The organism is Bradyrhizobium vignae (assembly GCF_004114425.1).
In the GTDB taxonomy this organism is placed as follows: domain Bacteria; phylum Pseudomonadota; class Alphaproteobacteria; order Rhizobiales; family Xanthobacteraceae; genus Bradyrhizobium; species Bradyrhizobium vignae.
Genome location: NZ_RDQF01000007.1, coordinates 71,223 through 93,658 on the forward strand (window position 1 = coordinate 71,223; position 22,436 = coordinate 93,658).

Below are 22,436 nucleotides of genomic sequence, written 5' to 3' on the forward strand. Positions count from 1 at the left end.
AGTGATGACGAACGTCAGCCGCTCGAGGTTTCATCTTACCATCGCCGCAGCGCTGACGTTGTTCTCCGCTCCTGCAGGCGCGGAGGAGCGAATCGTCAACTTCTACAACTGGTCCAACTACATGGCGCCGGACGTCCTTGAAGCCTTCACCAAGGAGACCGGCATCAAGGTGGTCTACGACACCTTCGACGCCAATGAGACGCTGGAGACCCGCCTGATGGCCGGCAAGTCCGGCTACGACGTCGTGGTGCCCACGGCTTACTTCCTGCAGCGCCAGATCAAGGCGAACATCTTCCAGAAGCTCGATAAGACGAAGCTGCCTAACCTCGCCAATGCCTGGCCGATGGTGACGCAGCGCCTCGCCACCTATGACCCCGGCAACGTCTACGCCGCCAACTATATGTGGGGCACGACGGGCATCGGCTACAACGTCGCCAAGATGAAGCAGATCCTGGGTGCCGACGCGAAGATCGAGAGCTGGGACGTCGTGTTCAAGCCGGAGAACCTGGCAAAATTCAAAGACTGCGGCGTGCACATGCTCGACTCCGCCGACGACATCTTCCCGGCGGCGCTGAACTATCTCGGGCTCGATCCGAATTCGACCAAGCAGGCGGACCTGGAGAAGGCCGCCGATGTCGTGGCAAAAGTCCGCCCCTCCGTGCGAAAATTCCACTCGTCCGAATACTTAAGCGCGCTCGCGACCGGCGAGATCTGCTTCGTCGTCGGCTGGTCCGGCGACATCATGCAGGCGCGTGCCCGCGCGGCCGAGGCCAAGAGCGGCATCGAGATCGGCTACGCGATCCCGAAGGAGGGCGCGCAGATGTTCTTCGACAATCTCGCGATCCCCGCGGATGCCAAGAACGTCAGCGAAGCCTACGAGCTGATCAACTATCTCTACCGCCCCGACGTTGCCGCCAAGAACTCGGACTTCCTGTCCTACGCCAACGGCAACCTCGCGAGCCAAAAGTTGGTCGACCCGAAGATTCTGAACGACAAGAACATCTATCCCGACGAGGCGACGCTCGCAAAGCTGTTCGTCATCACGGCGCGCGAGCCGGCGACCCAGCGCATCATCAACCGGCTGTGGACCAAGGTGAAGACGGGGCGGTAGGCGGCTTGGGAGCCGACCCGACAAACGAAATTCCGCAAAACAACCCCATGCACAGTAGAAACGCCATCTGCGGGTTGCCGGCGGTGGCGGTGCTTAAGTCGCGATCCGGCTTGGCTCAATCGACGTGCGGGCGCAGCGCGAGAGCAAGGCGCTTCCTACCACTCATACCGCACCGTGCCCTTGCCGGTGTAGGTCTGCGTGCTGCGCGAGAATTCGCCCTCGACGGTGCCTGCGAGCGATAAGCCGTTTTTCCATTTCATTTCGGCCCGGCCGCCGGCCAACGCGGAGTCGGCGGCGGGACGCGCGCCGCTGACGGTGAAGGCAGCGCCCGGCAGCGTCTGGAAGACGGCGTTCACGAGACGGCTGGTGTTGGTGTCGTGCGCCCAGGCGAGCCGGCCGCGCAGCGTGAGCACGCCGTTATCGACCAGGAAGCGCTGGTCGGTGCGGGCGCCGAGCTCGGTGCGGACATTTGTTGTGTCCTGCGCGGTGTAGGACAGCGCGAACTGGTTGCTGCCGGCGATCGCGGTCTCGCCATAGCCGGGCAGGTGGAATGTGGTGACTTGTGCGGCCGCGTAGGGCGTCACGCCGAAGCTGGAGGCGCGGATTGGTGCGAAGCGCCAGCCACCTTCGAGGCGGCCCGAGAAGGTGCTGGCCTTGAAATTGGCGGTGAGCTTGTCGGTGCCTGAGACCGTCACGGTGCGGTCGGTGGTGACGTCCTGCCAGCCATAGGCGAGCGCTGCTGAGATATAGGCGGGCCCAAAATTGTGGCGGCCGTAGAAGCCGGCCTGGAACAGGTCGGCGCGGCCGCTGCCGAGACTGTCGGACAGCGCAAAGTTGTAGCCGGCGCCGCCGAGCGCAAAGCCGACCAGCGTGTTCGGCGATATCCGATAGTCCGCGCCGACCACGGTGCCGTAGATGTGGCTGGTGGTGGTGCTCGAACCTGATGCGGCGTTGCCGTTCAACGTGCTGGCGCCGCCATAGCCGGAGGCCCACACGCCCCAGCGCCGGTCGATGACCTCGCCGCTCGCCTCGCGCGGTGTCACTGCGGCGTAGGCTTCGCGTAGCCCGGCGTCGTTTGGTGCGGTGGAAGCGTAGCCCAGCGTCCCGCCATCGCTGGCCGTGCCGCCGCGCTCGCCGTCCGTGCCGCCGCCGCCAAAGGGATCAAGCATGCCGATGAACTGCTGCGTGGCGTTGAACGAGGCCTGCGTGCCGGCGGCGCCGGGCTGGCCGGAGACCTGGCTGAGCCCGTGGTTGAGCTGCGGCTGGCCCATGTTGAGCAGCGCATCGAAGCCGGCCGGCGGCGTCGCGCCGCCCTCGACCGCCTTGTTGATGGCGCCGGCGACGTTGCTCTGGTTGGCGCCTGTGCCCGCCGGCAGCACGATCGCGCTGGGATCGAGCACGAGATAGACGTTGTTGACGTCGTAAGTGAGGTGCGGGTTGCGGGTGGGGCTGAAGCTGCCGCTCACGCTCAGCCCGGCGAACTTCGTCCCGGCAAGGCCGCCGGTCGCATTGAGAATGGCGTAGGTCTGGCTGCGGAAGCTGCCGGGCGGCGCCACCGCCTGCACGGTGGCGCCGGTCAGCGTCGCGGTGCCCGAGACATTGGTCCGGTCGGCGGCGGTGGCGGAGACTTCCACCCTGTAGAAGCTGCCGGCATTGAAGGCGAGGCTGCCGCCGACGGTGAGGGTGCCCACGGAATTGCCCGGCGCCAGCGTGCCGCCGCTCGCGATCGTCGTGTTGCCGACGATGCCGGTGCCGCCGAGCGTGCCGCCGCTGTTCACGGTGAGGCTGCTCGACGATGCGATCGAGCCGTTCACCGCCAGCGTGCCGCCGTTCACGATCGTCGCGCCGGTGTAGGTATTCGCGCCCGTCAGCGTCAACGCGCCGCTGCCGACCTTGGTCAGCGCGCCGTTGCCCGCGAGACTGGCGTCGATAATGCCGGCTCGTACGTCGAACAAACCGGACGATGACAACGTGCCGTTGGTTATGCGACCACCCGTCACCGTCACGCCGCCGTCCTGGGTCTGTGCCGTGCCGCCAAGATCGAGCGTGCCACCCGCAACATTTGTGCCGGCACTGCTGGCGCCAAGCGTGCCGGCGCCCGCGATCTTCAGCGTGCCCGCATTGATTGTGGTGCCGCCGGTATACGTATTGGCCCCCGACAGGGTCAGCGTGCCGGAGCCGATCTTCACCAGCGAGCCGCCGGCGCCGTTGATATCGCCGCTCACCTCGGTCGAGAGGTTGTTCGAGCCGACGGTTAGCTCATTGGCGCCGAGCAGGTAAAGGCCAGCGCCCGCGATGGAGCCGGCGCTGATTTTGTTGTCGCCGTTGGGGCCCCCGGTGGGACTGAAATCGACCAAGCTGCTGGCATTATTGATGATGACCGCGTTGCCGGCTGTGCTGTTGGCGAAGAACGTTATACTGCCATTGTTGGTGATGGTCGCGTTGCCGGCAGTGGCGGACCCGTAGAATGCGATGCCGCCATTGTTGGTGATATTTGCGCTCGCCGCCGTGCTGCTGTCCCGGAAGTACAGAGCATTCCCGTTCGTGATGGTTGCGCCGCCGGCGCTGCTGGCTTCGAGGAAATTCATAGTGCCAAAGCCGACGTTGGAGATCGTGGCGCTGCCCGCCGTGCTGCTGTCCCTGAAGAGCGCGTCATTTTCGTTCGTGATGGTTGCGCTGCCGGCGCTGCTGGTGTTGAGGAAAGTCAGCGTGGCGCCGCTGGTGCTGACGATCGTGGCGTTACCGGCCGTGCTGGTGTCACGGAATTCCAGAGTGCCGGCGCCGTCAGTGGTAATGGTCGCGCCGCCGGCAGTGGAGTTCGCATTGAACGACAGAGTGCTGTCGCTGAAGATCGTGGCGGTGCCCGCCGTGCTGTTGTCCACGAAATGGATGATGGCGTGGTTGGTGATCGCCGAACTGCCGGCCGTGCTTGTGTCGTTGAAATTCAGCGTGCCGCCGTTGGTGATGGTGGCGCTGCCAGCCGAACTGAGATTGTAGAACCCCAAGAACCGGTTGTTGGTGATGATGGCGCTGCCGGCTGTGCTGGTGTCCCAGACGTACAGATAGTAGTTGTTGTTGATGGTGGCGCTGCCGGCCGTGCTGGTGTTCCTGAAGTTCAGAAGACCGCCGTTGGTGATGGTGGTGATGCCGCTGGTGTCGGCGTTGAAGACATTGAATGCGCCCGAGCTGCCGACGTTGACGGTCCCCACAATGGAGCCGACGCTGCTGGCACTGCCGAGCTGCAACGTGCCGCCGTTGATCGTGGTGCCGCCGGTATAGCTATTGGCGCCCGACAGGGTCAGCGTGCCGGTGCCGATCTTGACCAGCGAGCCGCCGGCGCCCCAGATGATGCCGCTGACCTCGGTCGAGGAATTGTTGGAGCCGACCGTCAGCTCATTGGCGCCGAGGTTGTAAGCGCCGGCGCCCGCGATCGAGCCTGCGCTCAGCCTGCCGTCGCCGTGCGGACCGGTGCTGTTCGAGAAATCGACGGAGCCTCCGACGTTGTTGATAAGGGTGGCGCTTCCGGCCGTGCTGGCATCGAGGAAACGCAGGTTGCCGCTGTTGATGATGGTGGCGCTGCCGGCCGTGCTGTTGTTGTAGAAAGACAGATTTCCGTTGACGTTGTTGGTGATGGTGGCGTCGACCTGCCGTGCTGAAGTCGTTGAAGAACAGCATGTTGAAGCTGGTGTTGGTGATGGAGGCGTTGCCCGCCGCGCTGTTGCCGAAGAACTGCAGGTAGTTGTTGTTGGTGATGGTGGCGCTGCCGGCCGAGCTGGTGTTGGAGAAAGACAGATCTCCGCCGCCGTTGATGTTGATGGTGACGCTGCCGCCGTTGACGGTGATGCCGGCGCCCGTGAAGTTCAGCGAGTTGCCGACGGCAAACGTGTAGTTCGAGGCGCCGGCATTGAAGGTCCAGCCGCCGACGCTGGCGATCGCAATCACCAGGCTGGTGGTATTGGAGGTACCGAACGAGGCCGTGCCGACAGGCACGAAGCCGCCGTCCCAATTGGCGCCGTTGCCGTAATCGTTGCTGCCGGGGGAGGCGAGCCAGGTGCCGTCCGACGCGGCGCGCGTCGGCCCGGCCGGCAGGGTCCAGGCCAAGGCCAGTGCCGACGACGTCAGCAGCGCGGCCCGCAGGTGGCGGGTCGCTTTGAAATAATCTTTCCCCGTCCTCACCACTTCCCCCAGCACGGGGTCCGAGTCCTCGACCGGATTCTTCGCATCGGGTGGGGATTGGTGTCCTGATAAGGGCTTGGCTCATTTCTGAAAGTTTCTGATATTTGTGTTTCAGACCCGATTTTCGGGCATTTTCGGCAGACTTCCGCTATATGGAGCCGCCTTGAGAGACGTGTTGGGGGATCACTTGCTTCGTTTCGCCGGCTTTGAGCTGGATCAGCAGCGTGCGGAGCTGCGCGGGGCCGATGGCACGCCGATCAAGCTCCGGCCCAAGACTTTCGAGATGCTCCGGCTCTTTGCCGCCAGCGGCGGCCGCGTGCTGAGCAAGCAGGAGCTGATGGAGGCGGTCTGGCCGAACGTCCATGTCGGCGAGGACAGCCTGTTTCAATGCATCAGGGAGCTTCGCACAGCGCTCGGCGACGAGCGGCGGCAGCTGATCAAGCTCGCTTCCGGCGGCGGCTATTTGCTGGCGACGGAGGTCGTGGCTGCGCCCGCCGCCGATCCGGCGCCGGCCGAGCGGACGGCGACGGACCCGACCGGCGGGGTTGCGCCCCTGCCACCGGCCGAGGTCGCCGCCGTGGGGCCGCAGCGCGCCATGTTCGGCTTGAGCCGGCAGGCCACTGTTGCCGCCGTCGCCGGGCTTTGTGTGATCGTCATGGGGCTCGCGGTTGCTGCGCCCGCGCTGAAGCCGGACCTTCTGTTCAAGCGAACGCCCCCGCGGCTCGCGGTGATGCCGATCGTTGACGACAGCAAGGACGCGCGCGGCGCGGCGATGGCCGCGGAGGTCACCGCGCGCCTCACCGACGGTTTTGCCAAGGTCCAGAACATCAGCGTGGTTGCGCCGCGACTGGCGGCCAAGGGCGGCGACGGTACTGCTGCGTCCCTCACACCGTCCGATTACGAGCTGCGCGGCGAACTAGAGCGTCGCGACCAGTCCTGGACGCTGCGTGCGCGCATCATCAAGGCCGCGACTGGCGAGGTCCAGTCGGTCATCGCAGCGTCGGTCGCCGCGGAGGAGATGGATGCGCAGCTCGCGCAGTCGCGCCTCGTCGCAGGCGTCGGTCATGGGCTTGCGCGCCGTCTCAACGAAATTCTGGAGGCGCGTGTGCCGCGCGCCCCGGTCGCGGGAGCGTCGGCCGGCGGCGACAAGGTGGCCGTGGAGCAGGCGCTCGCATCGATCAACCAGACCACGCGCGAGCGTTTTGGCGCGGCACAGGCCATGCTGCAGAAGGCGCTCAGCGACTACCCCGACAATCTCGACATCGCGGTTGCGCTCGCTTCGCTGCAGATGCGCGGCATCCAGATGGTCTGGTTCAGCCCGGAGGAGGCTGTCGCGGTCGAGGCCAGGGCCAACGCGACGCTCGAGCAGGCGCTGCGGTCGAAGCCGAATTCGATTGCGGTGCTCGAGGCCTATTGCCGCTTCCTCAGCGCGACCAACCATTTTGTCGAGAGTCTCGTCACCTGCGCCAAGGCCTTGAGCTTCGATCCGTGGAACGGATCTGCGCTCTATCTGATCGGCCTCGGGCAGCTCTATCTCGGCCGCTTCGACGATGCGCTCGCGACGTTCCTGCAGGCCGATCGTTACGACACGCCGCAGGCCTCGCGCTGGACCTGGCTACTCGGCGCGGGCATGACCTATGCCTTGATGGGGCGCTACGAGGAGGCGTTGCCCTGGCTACAGCGTTCGATCGCCATCACGCCCGGGACCGGCCGCTCGCACTTCCTGCTTGGGGCCGCCTATCAGAGAACGGGCCGCCTCGAGGAGGCGAGGGCGGCGATCGCCGAGGGATTGAAGCTGCGGCCCGGCACGACCAGACAAAGCGTCTCGCCGCCGATGAAGAACGCGAGCCCGGTGTGTGTCGAGGCCTGGGAGCGTGTCGTGCAGGCCGAGGTGGATGCGGGACTGCCGGAGCAGTAGGGCGTATGAGCGTCGAATTTCTCAATCGCGCATGATGGAAATTTGAGCTAGTATGGGCCTCGAACGCAGCGATTGAGCCCAACTGATGACTGAGCATTCTCGCATCTCGCTCGCACCTGATGTCCTTGCTGGGAAGCCCGTGATTAGCGGGACCCGCATTGCGGTCGAGTTCATCATCGGACTGATGGCAGACGGTTGGAGCGAAGCCGACATTTTGGCCAACTATCCAGGCCTTTCGCGCGAGGACATTCTCGCCTGTCTGGCTTACGCGCGCGATTCCCTTAGCCCCGAACGGGTTCACCCGACCGCAGCTTGAGATGCGTTTCCTCGCGGACGAGAATTTTCCTGGCTCCGCGGTCGATGCACTTCGCGCATCAGGTCACGACGTCATCTGGATCAGAGCTTCGGCGCCTGGTAGCAGCGATCGCGAAGTATTGGCGCAGGCTTCGCACGAACAACGGATCCTGCTCACCTTCGATAAGGACTTTGGGGAATGGCCAAAGCGTCACCGCTACCGGCCGCATGCGGTATCGTATTATTACGCATCCCTCCGCCGGCACCCGGGCGGATTGGCAAAGTCCTCGCCGACCTAATCTTGGCCCGTGACGATTGGGTGGGCCATTTTTCTGTGATCGAGCCCGGCCGAGTCCGAATGCGGCCGCTGAGCAAATAGCACCAGCGTCTACCGCCACCTTCGATGCAGCCACAGCCATTGCTCGGGATGCTCGCGGACCCAGCCTTCCACGACGCTCGTGATCGCCTGGGTCGTGCCCTGGATGTCGATCCTGCCCTCGGCGTCGCGCACCGGCGGGATCTCCTCGGTCAGCTCGCCGCGGAAGCGGCCGCCGGGCAGGCGGATGATGCGCACGCCGTGGATCGGGCATTCGATCTGGCGTAGGAGGCGCGCCAGCATCGGGTTGGCGCGGGTCTTGCGGCCGAAGAAGGTGACCTCGACACCTGCGGTCAGATACTGGTCGATCAGCATCGCGACGTGCTTGCCGTCCTTGAGCGCCTGCGCGAGCCGCAGCGGCGCATCGCGGCCGGCCGGGATCAGCGTGCCCATGTTGACCTGGCGCATCTCCTGGATGATGCGGTCGGCGGAAGCGATGTTCGGGCGGCGATAGAGAATCGCGGTATCCAGTTCGTGCGCGACGGCGGCGAGCGCCGGCAATTCCCAATTGGCCAGATGCGCGGCGAAGATCAGCGCCGGCTTGCCGTCTTCGCGGATCTGGTCGAACAGCTCGATGCTGCGCGGAGAAATTTCGATCCGACTCTTCTCCGGGACATCGCGGTCGTAGTCCCAGACATGATCGATATGGGCGAACTCGGCGCCGACGCGGCCGAGATTGTCCCAGACGCCCATCAGGATCTGTTCGATCTCCTCCGGCGATTTCTCCGGAAAGGCGGCGGTGAGATTGGCGCGGCCGATGCGGTGCTCGCGCAGGCGCGGGCCGATCAGCTTCACGGCGCGCGCGAAAAAATCCGAGGTCTTGACCGGATCGAAATAGCGCGTGGTGCGCAGCATCGCGACGGTCGCCGCGCCGATCAGACTTCCGCCGAGCGACTTGGCAGCCTCCCGCGCGCGGGCCTTCGTGCTCGCAGTCAGCAGCGCCATGCGTCCGGTCAGGCCGGTTCGCGGGTCAGGATCAACGAGGCGTTCTGGCCGCCGAAGCCGAACGAGTTCGACATCACCGCGGTGACGCGGGCATCGCGCGCCTTGTTGCCGACGACGTTGAACAGGATCGTGGGATCCGGCGTCTCGTAGTTGATCGTCGGCGGAATGCGCTGATGCTCCAGCGTGAGCAGCGAGAAGATCGCCTCCACCGCGCCGGCGGCCGAGATGGTGTGGCCGACCATCGACTTGTTGGAGGTGACCGGAATCTTCTGCGCGAGCTCGCCGAACACGGCCGATGTCGTGTTGAACTCCATCTTGTCGTTTTCGGGCGTCGAGGTGCCGTGCGCGTTGATGTGGTCGATCTGGTCCGGCGTCATGCCCGCATCGGCCAGCGTCTTGTTCATGCAGCCGATGATCGGCTTGCCGTCGGGCGAGGAGCGGGTGCGATGGAAGGAATCGGTGAGCTCACCGCAGCCGGCGATCACGCCGAGGATCTTTGCCCCGCGCGCAGTCGCCGCCTCGTAGCTCTCGAGCACCAGGGCGCCGGCGCCTTCGGCCATCACAAAGCCATCGCGGTTCTTGGAGAAGGGGCGGGAAGCCGCCTGCGGCGGATCGTTCTGGGTCGACAGCGCCGAGAGCAGCGAGAAGCGCACCAGCGCTTCCGGGTTGACGGTGCCGTCGGTCGCGACGCACAGCGCGGCGTCCGTCTCGCCGCGGCGGATCGCCTCGACGCCGAGCTGGATCGAGGTCGCGCCCGAGGCGCAGGCCGTCGACAGCGAGATCGGCGAGCCCTTGGTGCCGAACGTCTCGGCGAGATGGGCTGCGACCGAGCCGAACATGAAGCGATGATGGTAGGCGCTGTACTTGCCGCCGCCGGAAATGCGCAGCAAATCGTCATAGGTGATGTCGAGCTGGCCGACGGCGCGACCGAGTTCGCGACGCTGCGGCCATTCGACCTCGACCGGTGCAACCGCAAGGAAAAGGGGACCCGGGAAATCGGCCTTCGCGCCGATGCCGGCCTGCTCCAGCGCTTCCTGCGTCACCAGCTCGGCCATCCGTTCGGACAGGGCGGTGGAGGAGAACGGATCGACGCTGACGAAATCGACCGTGCCGGCCATCGTGGTCTTGAGCCCGTCGATCGGAAAGCGGGTGATGGTGCGGATGCCGGATTCGCCGGCGACGAGCTTCGCCCAATTGTCGGCCTTGCCGGCACCGAGCGAGGTCATGATGCCCATGCCGGTGACGACGACGACGGGACGCCCGAGTTTGTCGCGTGGTGCAGTCATGTCGATCCCCGCTTGAGCTAACTAAACCGCCTCGACCAGCGCCATGCCTTCGCCGCGCCAGTGTCCGGCTCCCACCACCACGATCTGGGTAGGCGCGCCCTGCATTTCAATCTCGGTCCCGGTTGAATCGTTCGGCGGGAATAGAGCACCACGCGAGATCGACAGCGCAGCGAGCGCGATTCCGAGCGGGAATTGCGTCTCCATGGCGTGGCCGAACACCGTGCCGGTCGAGCGGACCGGGAGGTCGGCATGATTCTTCAGGAAACCGCGTTCTTCCGAGGTCGCGGGCTCGGCGCCGGTCGCTCCCGATATGATCGCGCTCTTACCCTCGCGCTTGGGCAGCTTTCCCCAAAGCTTCTCCAGCGTCGCGGCCATGTCGCCGGGCTGTTTGCGGCGGGCGAGGTCGGCAACGACGCTCGTGAGCTTGGCGAACGGCTTGGCGCCGCGCGCTTCCGCATGCGCTCGCGATTCCAGCACCAGGAACGCGCCGGCCGAGCCGAGCGCAAAGCCGGGATGGTCCTTGCGTGCCCACACCGGTGCGAACTTGTCCTTCAGATTGAAGTCGCCGAATTCATAGAGGACGAGCAAGTCCTTGCGCTCGCCATTGTGCGAGCCGCCGACCAGCGCGATGTCGCTCTCGCCCGAGGCGATGCGCGCAAGCGCGATGCGGGCCGCATCGGCGCCGGCGACCTCTTCGCCCATGAAGGTACGCGATGTGCCCCCCAGGCCGTGCACGATGGCGATGTTGCCGGCGAGCAGGTTCGAAAGCTGGGCCAGGAACAGCGTCGGCCTGAGATCGCTCATCAGCCGCTCGTTGAGGAAGCCGGGCGCGTTGGCGCCCTTGGCCTCGGCCGTCAGCACGCCGCTGTCGACGTTGAGATCGCGCTCGCCACCGCCGGCGGCGATCACCATGTCGATCTTCGACAGGATGTCCTTGTTGCCCTTGATGCCGGCAGAATCGAGCGCAAGACCGGCGGCATAGGTGCCGATTCGCTGCCAGGCTTCCATCTGGCGCTGGTCGCCCTTCTTCGGGATCTGGTTGTCGAAGGCAACTGGCATCAACGGATGCACCACGTAGGGTGCAAAGCCCTTCTCGTCGACATTGATGCGCTTCTCCTGAAGCGCGGCCCAGTTGGCGTCCAGGCCCTCGCCGAGCGAGGTGGCGAGCCCAATGCCGGTGATCCAGACCTCGGTCTGGCCCGGCTTCGAAGCGGGAGTGTCAGTCATGGCGATACGGCCTGTTGCGGAAATCCGACGCGCTTGGCGATCGCGTCCATGTGGGAGCGCATATCCGCATTGGGGAAGGGGATCAGCGTGAAAGTGAGCGCCGAATTCGCGCGCAGCTTGCCGCCGACCCTGATCTTGGCCTCGGTCATGGCATAGCCGGAGCCTTCATGGGTGAGGCTCGCCTCGATGCTCATGAGATCGCCGGGGAAGACCGAGCCGCGGACCTTGGCTTCCTTCACGGCGGCCAGGATCGGCATGCGTTCGAACTTGAACACGCCGAGCTGAAGCCAGCCCGAGGCCTGCGCCATCGATTCGATCAGGAGCACGCCGGGCATCAAGGGATAGCCCGGGAAGTGTCCCTCGAAGATGGTGCTTTCCTTCGGAACCTGCGCTTCGACGACGATCGTCTTCTCGTCGACCTTGAGGTCGACGATGCGATCGATCATGTGGAAGTATTCGAGTTGCATGACCGCGCCCTTAGGCGCTCGTGCCCTTGGCCGCAACCAGTTCGTCGATGCGGGCGCACAGATTCTTCAGCACGAAATACTGCTCGGTGGTCGCTTTGCCGTCGTTGACCTCTTGAGTCCACTTTTCCAGCGGCAGCTTGATGCCGAACTGCTTGTCGATCGCGAACGCGATATCAAGGAAATCGAGGCTGTCGATGCCGAGGTCATCGATGGCATGGCTATCCGGCGTGATCGTGTCGCGCGGGATGTCGCAGGTTTCAGCGATGATCGTGGCGACCTGATCGAATGTGGAAGACATCACTAAGCCTTTGATATATTGCGGGTATTTTTCAGATTGTCCAGAGTGGCACGGTGGGCGGGCATCGCGCCCCTGATGACGCCCTCAAACCCCCCTCTGGCCGGGTCGAAAGCCCGTATATCGGAGCGCCGCCCTGAGTTCAATGGAGCCGGGCGGGCCCATGGGATAGCGAGGGACAGGGTTGGGGATGCCGGCCGGGGACCCATTCGGCGAGGCGCCGGCGCCGGGCCGGTCCTAAATATGCGGCGTCGTGATCTTGACGCAGTCGCGGCGGCCCATCAGCACGCAATCCTGGGTCCGACGCAGGTCGGCGATGCTGACGGCGAGCCAGATCCCGATCGCGGTCAGCGCGATGGTGAAGGCCAGCGCCGCGATGTTGGCAAGCATGCGTTGGCGGAAATTGTCGGGCTCGGCGCGGGGCTGCTCGTAGCGCGACAGGTCCAGCCGTTCAGGTGCGACGCGCAGCGGTTGCACGGTGCCGCTGCCGGGCTGGGCCGCCTTGAAAGGCGGGGTGCGCGGCCTGAACTGGAGCACCCGGTGCTCGTCATCAGAGCTTATGGGCCGCTGATTGTTCATGGGGGCGGGGATCACTCCGAAGCACCGATTTAGATAGCACACGTGAGCAGCGCGTTGCAGAAAATCTTCTCAATGCTCGCGTGCATTTGTTGGTCTGCACTATTTGTGCGCAGGGCTGGCGTGGAGCGATCGGGGAACCGGCCGTCGAGCTGGGGGCGGGCGGGTTGCGCTGCAACGACAGGCCCAACGACGGCCACGAGGTTCGTACCCTCGCTCTATCGGTCGACTTGTGATCTCCGCGTCCTATCCGAACGGATTTTGTCCCGCGAGGGCCCATGGCATAGTCGCGAGAACCCGGACCATCAGCTGCAACCATGCGAGGACCTTTCGATCATGACCAATACGCGCGAGCCGCGAGTGCATCCTGTCCCGATCCTGTCGCTCCGGCCGACACAGATGACGGTCGGCATGCGCGAGGTCAAGGAGAAGCGCAAGCGCTGGCGCGAGCGCAACAAGACGAAGCAGGCCGACCTGCTCGGCAAGCACATGATCCCCGTCGTCTACGGCCCCGACTTGCGCTACTACGTGATCGACCATCATCATCTCGGCCGCGCGCTGCACGATGAAGGCGTCAAGGAGGTGCTGGTGACGATCGTCGGCGACCTCAGGATGGTCGAGCGCGAAGCGTTCTGGGGCGTCATGGACAACAAGCGATGGGTCTATCCTTACGACGCCAAGGGCGAGCGGCGGTCATTCCGCGACCTGCCGAAATCGGTCGCCGACCTCAAGGACGATCCGTTCCGCAGCCTTGCCGGCGAGTTGCGCCGCATGGGCGGCTTCGCCAAGGACACCACGCCCTTCTCCGAATTCCTGTGGGCCGACTTCCTGCGTCGGCAGGTCTCGCGCAAGGCGGTGGAAGCCAATTTCGACAAGGCGCTCGAGAAGGCGATGGCCGCGGCCAGAAGCAAGGCTGCGGTCTATCTGCCCGGCTGGTGCGGTCCGGCAGACGATGATTAGGGCAGTGGCGCCGTACCGTACCACGGCGCATCACATCACGCTCGAGTTGATGCCGAAGCGCTAACGTTCGGTGCGGGATCGCTGGTGCTCACGACGCTCGAACTGCTGAAGCCGCTTTGGGGCCGCCGGCTGCGATTTTAGCCGCTGCCCCGGGGGGGCGTATGCGGCTTTGCCTCTGGCCGGTGCGGATCCTCATTTCCACCGAGAGCGCGGTGCAGCCAGCGCTCGATGCGGCGGCCGACTGTGAGCAGCACGAAGGCGAACGCCAGTGCGACCAGGACGATCTTCCAGTGTCCGGCGCCGCAGGCAATGCCGAGGCAGGCGGCGAGAAAGGTGCAGGCCGCACTGGTCAGGCCGCTCACGCGAAAACCTCGGCTCTCGTGGACGATGACGCCGGCCCCGAGAAAGCCGATCCCGGTCAGGATACCCTGGATCACCCGGCTTGCCGCATCGTTGATTCTGCCGGGCTCAGCGAACTCGACAGCGAGCAGCACGACGGCCGCGGTGGAGAGCCCGACAATGCCGAGCGTCTTCAGGCCGATCGGCTTACCCTGCAGATCGCGATTCAGACCGATCGCACTGCCGGCGAGCGTCGCTGCGCCGAGGCGCAGCAGGATTTCGGGCCAATCGAGCTCGGTCATGTCTTGCCAGTCAGGTCTTCGGCAGCCGTCCCATCAGATAGAACTCCTCGTTTGGGCGCATGCCGGTGAAATTCGCCAGCCGGTTCGACAGCGCGAAGAAGGCGGAGATCGCGGCGATGTCCCAGATGTCGTCGTCACTGAAGCCGTGCGGCGCGAGCGCGGCGAAGTCGTCCTCGGAAATCCGCTGCGCGTCAGCCGAGACCTTCATCGCGAAGTCGAGCATTGCCTTCTGCCGCGGCGTGATGTCGGCCTTGCGGTAGTTCACCGCGACCTGGTCGGCGATGAGCGGATTCTTGGCGCGGATGCGCAGGATCGCACCATGCGCGATCACGCAATACTGGCACTGGTTCGCCGCCGAAGTCGCCACCACGATCATCTCGCGCTCGGCCTTGGTCAGGCCGCCGTCCTTCTCCATCAGCGCATCGTGATAGGCGAAGAAGGCGCGGAACTCGTCGGGACGATAGGCCAGCGTCAGGAACACATTCGGCACGAAGCCGCTCTTCTCCTGCACGGCGAGAAGACGCGTGCGGATGTCGCCGGGGAGCGTGTCGAGAGCGGGAGCGGGGAAGCGTTGCGCGGCGGTTTTTGTCATGGCATGGATTCCGGCTTGGAGCCGGCAACCATAGTCGATGCGGGCCCCGTGCTCAACTTGGCCCAGCGCTGTCGCCCCTTGGTCCGTCATTGCGAGCGCAGCGAAGCAAATCCAGAATCTTGCCGCGGACGGACGCTGGATTTGCTTCGCTGCGCTCGCAATGACGAGGCTGGCGAAAGAGAGTTACCTTACCGCAACGGCTTCTTCAGCAGCGAGAAGCGGTCCGGATCGAGGCCCATCGAGGGTTGCAGCATCGGAGCCTCGACGCTCGAGAGCGTCTTCGCCGGCGGAGCCGAGAATACGGGATCGTTCGGCACGTCGCGCTGCGAGGTGGCGCTGCGCCAGCGTTCGAGCACCGCGCCGACGAAATGCATGTCGTGGCCGGAGGTGACCGACGGCACGCTGGAGATGGTGGCCTCGCCGCGCGGCAATTGGTGCGGCGGCACCTCCTTGAAGCGCAGCCGCGTCGGCAGAGCGACGCCTTCGCCGAACGCCAGCACCTCGCGGGTGCCGAGCGAGGGCACGAAGGATAAGAGGTTCGCGGCGGCATCCGACACCGCGGCGCGCAGCAGCGCCTGGTCGCGGTCGTTGGCAAGACGCATCGTGAACAGCGTGTTGCACTGGGAGATGATGGTGGCGTCGAGCTCGGCGGGGCGCTGGGTGATGAGGCCGAGATAGACGCCGTATTTGCGACCCTCCTTGGCGATGCGCGACACCGCCTTGCGGGTCGGCCCGAAGCCGATGTTGCGGTCGGCGGAGGCGTAGCGGTGCGCCTCTTCGCAGACGAACAACAGCGGCGAGACGCCATCGCTCCACAGGCCGAAATCGAAGGCCATGCGGCACAGCACCGAGACGACGGAATCGATGACTTCGGCCGGGAAGCCGGCGAGCTGCATCACCGTCATCGGCTTGCCGTTGGCGGGCAGGCGGAACAGATGGCTGATCACCTCGGCCATGGTGTCGCCGCCGACATTGGCGTTGTCGAACATGAAGGCGTAGCGCGGGTCGTTGCGCACGGCCTCGATGCGCGAAATCAGCTTGTGATAGATGATGCGCGAGGAACGGTTCTCGAGCTTGCCCATACGCTCGTCGATCAGCGATAGCAGGTCGACCAGGCGATAAGGGACCGGCGTGTCGACAGTGTAGCCGACCTGCTTGGGATCGATGCGCTTGAGGCCGATGCGGTCTGCATTCTGGTATTGGGTGTAGACGCCCTTGGCGAGCGGGATCACCTCGGCGAGGATGTCGAGCTCCTCGGGCACGCCGGCACGGCCGCCGAACAGCACGTCGACGATTTCCTCGAAGTTGAACAGCCAGAACGGCAGCTTCAGGTTCCGCGGGTTGAGCACCAGCGCGCGGTCGCCAAAGCAGCGGCCATACTCGTTGTGCACGTCGAGCAGGAAGATGCGCAGGTTCGGCCGCGCTTTCAGGATCTCGTTGAGCAGGAGCGAGACGCCGGTCGATTTACCGACGCCGGTCGACCCCAGCACCGCAAAATGCTTGGACAGCATTTCCTCGACGTCGACATAGGCGATGACCGAGCGGTCCTGCTGAAGGAAGCCGACATTGATCTGGTCCGAGCCGGTCGGTGCGTAGATCGTGCGCAGCTCCTGGCTCGTGATCAGGTCGACGGCATCGCCGATGGTCGGATAATTGGTGACGCCGCGCTGGAATTTCGGCTTGTCGCCGGCATTGAGGATCTCGCCGAGCAGGTCGACCGAAGCGATGGCGATATAGTTGTCGGAGCTCGACAGATTCTCGCAGGAGACCTCTGTGATCATGGCAACGATGACCGAGCTGGCGCAGCGAATGCTGACGAAGCGGCCGACGGTCGCCCGCACCTCCGAGATCGGCATCCGGCCTTCCGCCAGAAGCCCGACCCGGGCGAGCGATCCGCGAACCGAAATCACGCGTCCAAAGGATGTCACGATTGATGAACCTGGCAAGAGCAAGGGATTTGCCCTGACTATGCGCGGCCGTCGCTGCACAAACGGTTAAACGCCGGGCGCGCTCGCTCCATCAAATCCGCGACAATTCAGCCGATAGGTTTGTTCCTGATGCACATTTGCGGGTGAAATTGACGGAAAATGCTGTTTTCCCAGGTCAACGGATCGAGGGCCAACCTTAAGGAAGATTTTACCATTCGGGCAGGCGGTTCGGAGCACCCGCCGGTCCGGCCGGGCCCGCCCGCCATTTGCAGCTGGGCCTGGCGGGGATTTGTTGACGAGACCTAATCATTTGTACATTAGTACAAATGAGTTCACTGCCATTGGCGAGGGTGGGCGACGTTGCGCCCTGCGTCCAATCGCGCCGTCCGGTACGGCAGATCGCGCCAGGTCCCAGGAGGAAATCATGCAGCCCGAACCGATCCTCGATCTCGCTCATCTCGGCCATATGGAGCTGTTGACGCCCAAGCCGGACGAGAGCCTGAAATTCTTCGTCGATGTGATGGGCATGACCGTGAGCGGACAGAAGGGCGAGTCGGTCTACCTGCGCGGCTGGGACGACTATGAGCGCTATTCGCTCAAGCTCACGGCGTCGAAGACGTCGGGCATGGGCCACATGGCGCTGCGCGCGCGCAGTCAGCAAGCGCTGGAACGTCGGGTTGCCGCGCTGAAGGGCTCCGGTTTCGATATCGGCTGGATCGACGGCGACATGGGGCAGGGGCCGACCTTCCGCTGCCGCGACCCCGATGGCCACATCGTGGAGCTCTATTACGAGACCGAATGGTATCAGGCGCCGCCGGAGCTGAGGCCAGCGCTGAAGAACCAGGCGCAGCGCTTTCCCGCGCGCGGCGTCAATGTCCGCCGGCTCGACCATCTCAACTGCCTTGCCGTCGACATCAAGGCCAACCGCGAGTTCTTCGAGAACTATCTCGGATGCCGTCTCACCGAGCAGATCGTGCTCAATGATGGCCGCGAGGCGGCGATGTGGCTGACGATGTCAAACAAAAGCTACGACTTCGCCTATTCGCTCGACCATTCGGGCGTGCCCGGCCGCTTCCACCATGTCACCTACGCGCTCGACAGCCGCGAGGAGATTCTTCGCGCGGCCGACATCTTCCTGGAGAACGGCGTGCATATCGAGACCGGCCCGCACAAGCACGCGATCCAGCAGACTTTCTTCCTCTATGTCTACGAGCCCGGCGGCAATCGCGTCGAAGTCGCCAATGCCGGCGCGCGGCTCATCCTCGCGCCGGACTGGAAGCCGATCGTCTGGACCGAGGAGGAGCGCAAGAAGGGCCAGGCCTGGGGATTGAAGACGATCGAGTCGTTCCACACCCACGGTACGCCACCGGTGGAGGTGAAGAAGCACGGTTAGAGCAATCTTGCCGACAGCATCGCTCTTTCCGTTCCTTTATCGCACACATTGGGCGTGCCCAACGAGCTCGGCCTGCATGATTCGAGACGCCCCGCTTTGGCGGGCTCCTCACCATGAGGGTCTGATATCTCGCCGCAAAACGCGACCTCATCCTGAGGGCCCGCCGCAGGCGGGCGTCTCGAAGGATAGCCGCAGGCGAGCCTCATGCCATGCTTTTTTTCGTATCGCCTCAGTGCGGATACGCTCGCACGCGCGCGATCGTCTCGCGCACGCCGGTCCATGCCGGCTTGTCCGGCGCGAACTGCCTGCGGAGGAAGGTGACGAGCTCCTCGACCTGTGCGTCGCTCAAGCTGTTCCTGAATGCCGGCATGTAGCCGAGGTCGCTCGACGCTGGCTCGGCGATGCCGTGCAGGATCACCTGCACGAGATTGTCCGATGTCGCGCTGTACAGATTGCTGTTGAGCGCGAGCGAGGGCCGGCTGCCGAACAGCGGCAGGCCGCCGACCTCATGGCACACGGCGCAGGCGCCTTGATAGAGGCGCGCGCCGGTTGAAGAGGCGACGGTGACCTGCGTTGCGCTTTCCAGCCGTGCCGCAAGCGCATCCGGCGTCTCGGCTGCACTGTCGTTGAATGAATTGAGATAGACCGCCATCGCGCGGATGTCCTCATCGGGCAGGGTCTTGAGATCCCTGACGATTGGTGCCATCGGGCCGGCGGCGACGCCGTGATAGCGTGAATGGCCGGTGCGCAAATAGGCGTAGAGCTCATCCTCGCTCCACGGGATCGGCGCGCGCGAGAGCGAGCTCAGCGCCGGCGCTTCCCAGCCCTCGGCGAAGCCGCCGGCGAGATAGGCATCGCGCTGCTCGGCGCCGAGCGCGTTGCGCGGCGAATGGCAGGCGCTGCAATGGCCGAGGCCCTCCACGAGATAAGCGCCGCGATTCCAAGCTTCCGACTTGGCGGGATCTGGCTTGAACTCGCGCGTCTGGTGGAACAGCGCGTTCCAACCCGCCAGCAGCGGGCGCAGATTGAACGGGAAGGCGAGCGTGTTGGCGGGTGTTGTCGCGCGCACCGCAGGCTGCGCCATCAGGTAAGCGTAGAGCGCTTGGAGGTCGGCGTCGCTGGTCTTGGAAAAATGCGTATAGGGGAAGGCGGGATAGAGCTGGCGCCCGTCGCGATGCAAGCCGTCGCGCATCGCGCGCTCGAAGGCGGGGTAGGACCAGGCGCCGATGCCGGTCTCGACGTCGGGCGTGATATTGGTCGCGTAGATCGTGCCGAACGGCGTCTGAAGCGCACGACCGCCGGCATTGAGCACGCCGCCAATGTTGGTGTGGCACTCCGCACAATTGCCGAGCGCGGCGAGCTGCTGGCCGCGCGCGATCGTCGCCGCGGAATAGACCGACGCATCGGGCCGCGCGATCGGCGCAATGGTACGTCCCGGCATAAGCGCCGCGCCAATGCCGATCGCGGCGGTGCAGACGGCCGTAACGGCCGCGACGATGCCGGCGCGTTTGGCGAACGGATTTTGCCAGATGCGAGCCGGCTGCGACGCCGCGGAGGTGGGCAGCGCCTGTGGCGTCGCCGGCGCATCGCCGTGCAGGCCTTTCAGGATTCGCTCAGGCGTGAACGGCGGCTCGCGGAAGCGCACGCCGGTGGCATCGAAGATTGCATTGGCAATCGCTGCCGCGCTCGGCACCGAGGCGGATTCGCCGACGCCGAGCGGCGGCTGGTCCTGACGCGGCAGCATCAGGACGTCGATCTTGGGCACGTCGGGGAATGGAATGATTGGATAGGCGCCCCATTCGCGCGCCGCCACCGCGCCGCGCTCGAACGAGACCTCTTCCATCAGCGCGCGGCTGGTGGACTGGATGACGTTACCGTGGATCTGGTGGCGCACGCCATCGGGGTTGATCATCAACCCGGAATCCTGTCCCGCCACGACGCGTGTCACGCTGACGTCGCCGGTCGTCTTGTTCACGGCGACGTCGGCGACCCAGGCCGACCACGCCGCGCCATAACCGGGAAACTTGCTGTGGACGTAGAGCGCATAGGCAAAGCCGCGGCCGTGCACGATCTCGCCGTCCTTCTCCTCGCGCACCGGCCGCGGCGTCCAGCCGGCGCGTTCGGCGACCGCATTGACGAGATCGACGGCGCGCTGATCTTTCAGATAGCGCAGGCGGTATTCGATGGGATCGACGCCGGCTTCGGTTGCAGCCTCGTCGATATAGGATTCATGGGCGAAGGTATTGGGCAACGCCGAGACGCCGCGGAACCAGGAGGCGCGCACGATCGGCGCCATGTCGTGGGCGACGACGCGCATGTGGTCGTAATCGTAAGGCGGGATCGCGGTGCGGTCGCCCATCTGGAGCACGGCGGGATCGGGCGAGATGCGGCCGGTCAGCATCAGCGCCAGCGTCGGTGCGGCGTTCGAGGGATAGCGCGTGGCGAGATCGTAAGCGGCGATGCCGCCGTCGGCATCGAGCCCGCCATTGACGTCGATGAGCTGCGCGGTGCCCTTGGGCTCCCAGGCGTGCTCCTGCTCGCGCGTCAATTGTACGCGGACGGGACGGCCGACGGCGCGCGATAGCAGCAGCGCGTCGGCGGTGACATCGTCGGCGCAGTTGCGGCCGTAGCAGCCGGCGGCCTCCAAGCGGATGACCTCGATCTCGCTCTCGGGGTGCTCGATCAGCAGCGCCAGATCGCTGCGCAGCACGTGCGGGTTCTGCGTGCCCGACCAGACGCGGATATTGCCATCCCTATAATCAGCGACCGCACAGGACGGGCCGATCGAGGCGTGCATCTGATACGGCCAGACGTAAGTGCGCCGCATCGGCTTGGCCGCGCCTGACATCGCCTTTTCGACCTCGCCCTTGTCGATCAGCGTGCGCGGCGTCGACGGATTGGCGCGTAGCGCGGTCTCGACATCGGCGAGGTCGGTCAGGGTGGGTGTCGGTTTCCAGGCGACCTTGAGCTGCTCTGCCGCGCGGATCGCATTCTCCTCGCGCTCGGCGACGACGCCGACGAAATCGCCGATGCGTACCACCGCCACGAGCCCGGGGATGTCGCGCACCGAGGACTCATCCACCGCGATGAGGCTGGTGCCGACGAACGGTCCGGCATCGACGCCGGCATAGGGCGGCCGCACCACACGACCATGCAGCATGCCTGATACCCGGACGTCGTGCACGAAGGTCAGCTCGGCTGCGGCTTTCGCGGGTAGATCGACGCGCGGCACGGACTGGCCGACGATGGCGTAATCGCCAACGGCCTTCACCATGACATCTTCGGCAAGCTCGAGACGAATCGTTTTGCCGCCGATCAGCTCGCCATAGCTGACGCTGCGGTTGTCGTGGCCGCGCACGAGGCCGTCCTCGATCCTGAGATCGGCGGCCGGCAGCTCCAGCCGCTCGGCCGCGCGCGCGATCAAGAAGTGTCGCGCTTGTGCGGCGGCCTTCCGCAAGGGAACCGCGGTGATCTGGATGGTCTCGCTGGCGATCGTCGCGCCCTGGTTCGGCACCACGGCCGTGTCGCCGAGCACGACCACGACGCGCGCGAAGGAGACGTCGAGCTCCTCGGCGACGATCTGGCCGAGCGCGGTGCGAATGCCGGTGCCGAGATCGACATGGCCGTTATAGGCGGTGACCGAACCGTCTGCGGTGATGCGGACGAAGGTCTCGGATGTGATCTCGTCCACAGTGCGGGCGACGATGAGCGAACCCGATGGCCGCTCAGCTCCATTCCAAACAGGGGCGGCCATCAATCTGCGGCCTCGGCGAGCTGACCCGATGCGCGCATCACGGCGCGCAGGATTTCGACATGCGTGCCGCAGCGGCAGAGATTGTATCGTAACGCCGCCAGCGCCTCCTGCTCGGTCGGCCGCGGATTGATGGCGAGCAACGCCTTGGTGGTCATGATCATGCCGTTGAGGCAGTAGCCGCATTGCGCGGCCTGCTCGTCGATGAAGGCCTGCTGCACGACGTCGGGCTTGTCGCGGGTGCCGAGGCCCTCGAGCGTCACGACGTCGCGGCCGGCGCAGCCGCCGATCGGAATCACGCAGGAGCGCGCCGCCGCGCCGTCGATCAGGACAGTGCAGGTGCCGCATTCGCCGAGACCGCAGCCATATTTGGGGCCGTTGAGCGCGAGGTCATTGCGCAGCACATAGAGCAGCGGCGTGTCCCGCTCTGCCGTGACCTCGTGGATCCTGCCGTTCACAGTGAGGCGGATCGGTGTCTGCGTCATCCTCGTTCCCAAGCC

General features: G+C 65.1%; 19 protein-coding genes and 1 pseudogene. 6 read left to right on the plus strand and 14 right to left on the minus strand.

All coding sequences use genetic code 11. The annotated features are described in order from the left end of the window. The first annotated feature begins 4 nt into the window (after positions 1-4). Positions 5-1,111, plus strand: a complete 1,107-nt coding sequence (locus EAV90_RS08255) for a polyamine ABC transporter substrate-binding protein (RefSeq protein ID WP_129143137.1) — start codon at positions 5-7, stop codon at positions 1,109-1,111. Between the two features lie 155 nt (positions 1,112-1,266). On the opposite strand, the gene EAV90_RS08260 is transcribed toward EAV90_RS08255, so the two are convergent. From EAV90_RS08260 to EAV90_RS40410, 3 genes and pseudogenes are all read right to left on the minus strand, one after another. Next, positions 1,267-4,356 carry an autotransporter outer membrane beta-barrel domain-containing protein gene (locus tag EAV90_RS08260; RefSeq protein ID WP_129143138.1) on the minus strand — a complete coding sequence of 1,030 codons (3,090 nt, stop codon included), beginning with the start codon at positions 4,354-4,356 and terminating at the stop codon, positions 1,267-1,269. Next, a pseudogene (locus EAV90_RS41625) lies at positions 4,357-4,620 on the minus strand (autotransporter-associated beta strand repeat-containing protein); the annotation flags it as partial. After that, complete coding sequence (locus EAV90_RS40410; protein WP_164936835.1) at positions 4,505-5,302, minus strand: hypothetical protein; 798 nt, start codon at positions 5,300-5,302, stop codon at positions 4,505-4,507. The pseudogene EAV90_RS41625 and the gene EAV90_RS40410, both read right to left, overlap by 116 nt. A 157-nt stretch (positions 5,303-5,459) precedes the next feature. On the opposite strand from EAV90_RS40410, the gene EAV90_RS08270 reads away from it, so the two are divergent. The 3 genes from EAV90_RS08270 to EAV90_RS08280 all read left to right on the plus strand — a co-directional run bounded on the left by EAV90_RS08270 (position 5,460) and on the right by EAV90_RS08280 (position 7,798). Then, positions 5,460-7,205 carry a tetratricopeptide repeat protein gene (locus EAV90_RS08270; protein ID WP_245509483.1) on the plus strand — a complete coding sequence of 582 codons (1,746 nt, stop codon included), beginning with the start codon at positions 5,460-5,462 and terminating at the stop codon, positions 7,203-7,205. Between the two features lie 85 nt (positions 7,206-7,290). Then, on the plus strand, positions 7,291-7,521 hold the full coding sequence (locus EAV90_RS08275) for a DUF433 domain-containing protein (protein WP_129143140.1): 231 nt from the start codon (positions 7,291-7,293) through the stop codon (positions 7,519-7,521). A gap of 1 nt (position 7,522) precedes the next feature. Beyond that, positions 7,523-7,798, plus strand: coding sequence for a DUF5615 family PIN-like protein (locus EAV90_RS08280; RefSeq protein ID WP_208738476.1), 276 nt, complete (start codon positions 7,523-7,525; stop codon positions 7,796-7,798). Between the two features lie 89 nt (positions 7,799-7,887). Here EAV90_RS08280 and EAV90_RS08285 read toward each other — a convergent pair whose 3' ends face one another. From EAV90_RS08285 to EAV90_RS08310, 6 genes are all read right to left on the minus strand, one after another. Further along, positions 7,888-8,820: a lipid A biosynthesis lauroyl acyltransferase gene (locus EAV90_RS08285; RefSeq protein WP_122403822.1), complete on the minus strand. Its 933-nt coding sequence runs from the start codon at positions 8,818-8,820 to the stop codon at positions 7,888-7,890. An 8-nt stretch (positions 8,821-8,828) separates the two neighbouring features. Continuing rightward, positions 8,829-10,106: a beta-ketoacyl-ACP synthase gene (locus tag EAV90_RS08290; protein ID WP_122403821.1), complete on the minus strand. Its 1,278-nt coding sequence runs from the start codon at positions 10,104-10,106 to the stop codon at positions 8,829-8,831. Positions 10,107-10,127: 21 nt separating this feature from the next. Next, positions 10,128-11,333 (minus strand): beta-ketoacyl-ACP synthase, encoded by a 1,206-nt coding sequence (locus EAV90_RS08295; RefSeq protein WP_122403820.1) that lies wholly within the window; start codon positions 11,331-11,333, stop codon positions 10,128-10,130. Next, a complete protein-coding gene (locus EAV90_RS08300) occupies positions 11,330-11,800 on the minus strand; it encodes a 3-hydroxyacyl-ACP dehydratase FabZ family protein (protein ID WP_027571684.1) in 471 nt (156 codons plus the stop codon). Before EAV90_RS08300 ends, EAV90_RS08295 begins: the two co-directional genes overlap by 4 nt. A gap of 10 nt (positions 11,801-11,810) precedes the next feature. Then, positions 11,811-12,098, minus strand: coding sequence for an acyl carrier protein (locus EAV90_RS08305; RefSeq protein ID WP_063700473.1), 288 nt, complete (start codon positions 12,096-12,098; stop codon positions 11,811-11,813). 234 nt (positions 12,099-12,332) lie between these two features. Continuing rightward, a complete protein-coding gene (locus EAV90_RS08310; RefSeq protein ID WP_129143141.1) occupies positions 12,333-12,674 on the minus strand; it encodes a hypothetical protein in 342 nt (113 codons plus the stop codon). A gap of 333 nt (positions 12,675-13,007) precedes the next feature. On the opposite strand from EAV90_RS08310, the gene EAV90_RS08315 reads away from it, so the two are divergent. Beyond that, positions 13,008-13,631, plus strand: coding sequence for a ParB-like protein (locus tag EAV90_RS08315; RefSeq protein ID WP_129143142.1), 624 nt, complete (start codon positions 13,008-13,010; stop codon positions 13,629-13,631). A 137-nt stretch (positions 13,632-13,768) separates the two neighbouring features. On the opposite strand, the gene EAV90_RS08320 is transcribed toward EAV90_RS08315, so the two are convergent. From EAV90_RS08320 to EAV90_RS08330, 3 genes are all read right to left on the minus strand, one after another. Further along, entirely contained in the window at positions 13,769-14,272 is a 504-nt protein-coding gene (locus EAV90_RS08320; protein ID WP_122403816.1) for an MgtC/SapB family protein, read from the minus strand. A gap of 10 nt (positions 14,273-14,282) precedes the next feature. Continuing rightward, positions 14,283-14,864, minus strand: a complete 582-nt coding sequence (locus EAV90_RS08325) for a peroxidase-related enzyme (RefSeq protein ID WP_122403815.1) — start codon at positions 14,862-14,864, stop codon at positions 14,283-14,285. Positions 14,865-15,052: 188 nt separating this feature from the next. Then, positions 15,053-16,792, minus strand: a complete 1,740-nt coding sequence (locus EAV90_RS08330) for an ATP-binding protein (RefSeq protein WP_164936836.1) — start codon at positions 16,790-16,792, stop codon at positions 15,053-15,055. A gap of 424 nt (positions 16,793-17,216) precedes the next feature. Here EAV90_RS08330 and EAV90_RS08335 point away from each other — a divergent pair, with 424 nt between their 5' ends. Continuing rightward, a complete protein-coding gene (locus tag EAV90_RS08335; protein WP_027571690.1) occupies positions 17,217-18,185 on the plus strand; it encodes a catechol 2,3-dioxygenase in 969 nt (322 codons plus the stop codon). Between the two features lie 229 nt (positions 18,186-18,414). On the opposite strand, the gene EAV90_RS08340 is transcribed toward EAV90_RS08335, so the two are convergent. Both EAV90_RS08340 and EAV90_RS08345 read right to left on the minus strand, forming a co-directional pair. Continuing rightward, entirely contained in the window at positions 18,415-21,939 is a 3,525-nt protein-coding gene (locus tag EAV90_RS08340) for a molybdopterin cofactor-binding domain-containing protein (RefSeq protein WP_129143144.1), read from the minus strand. Then, positions 21,939-22,421 (minus strand): (2Fe-2S)-binding protein, encoded by a 483-nt coding sequence (locus EAV90_RS08345; RefSeq protein ID WP_129143145.1) that lies wholly within the window; start codon positions 22,419-22,421, stop codon positions 21,939-21,941. The genes EAV90_RS08340 and EAV90_RS08345 overlap by 1 nt, the downstream gene beginning before the upstream one ends. Positions 22,422-22,436: the final 15 nt, after the last annotated feature.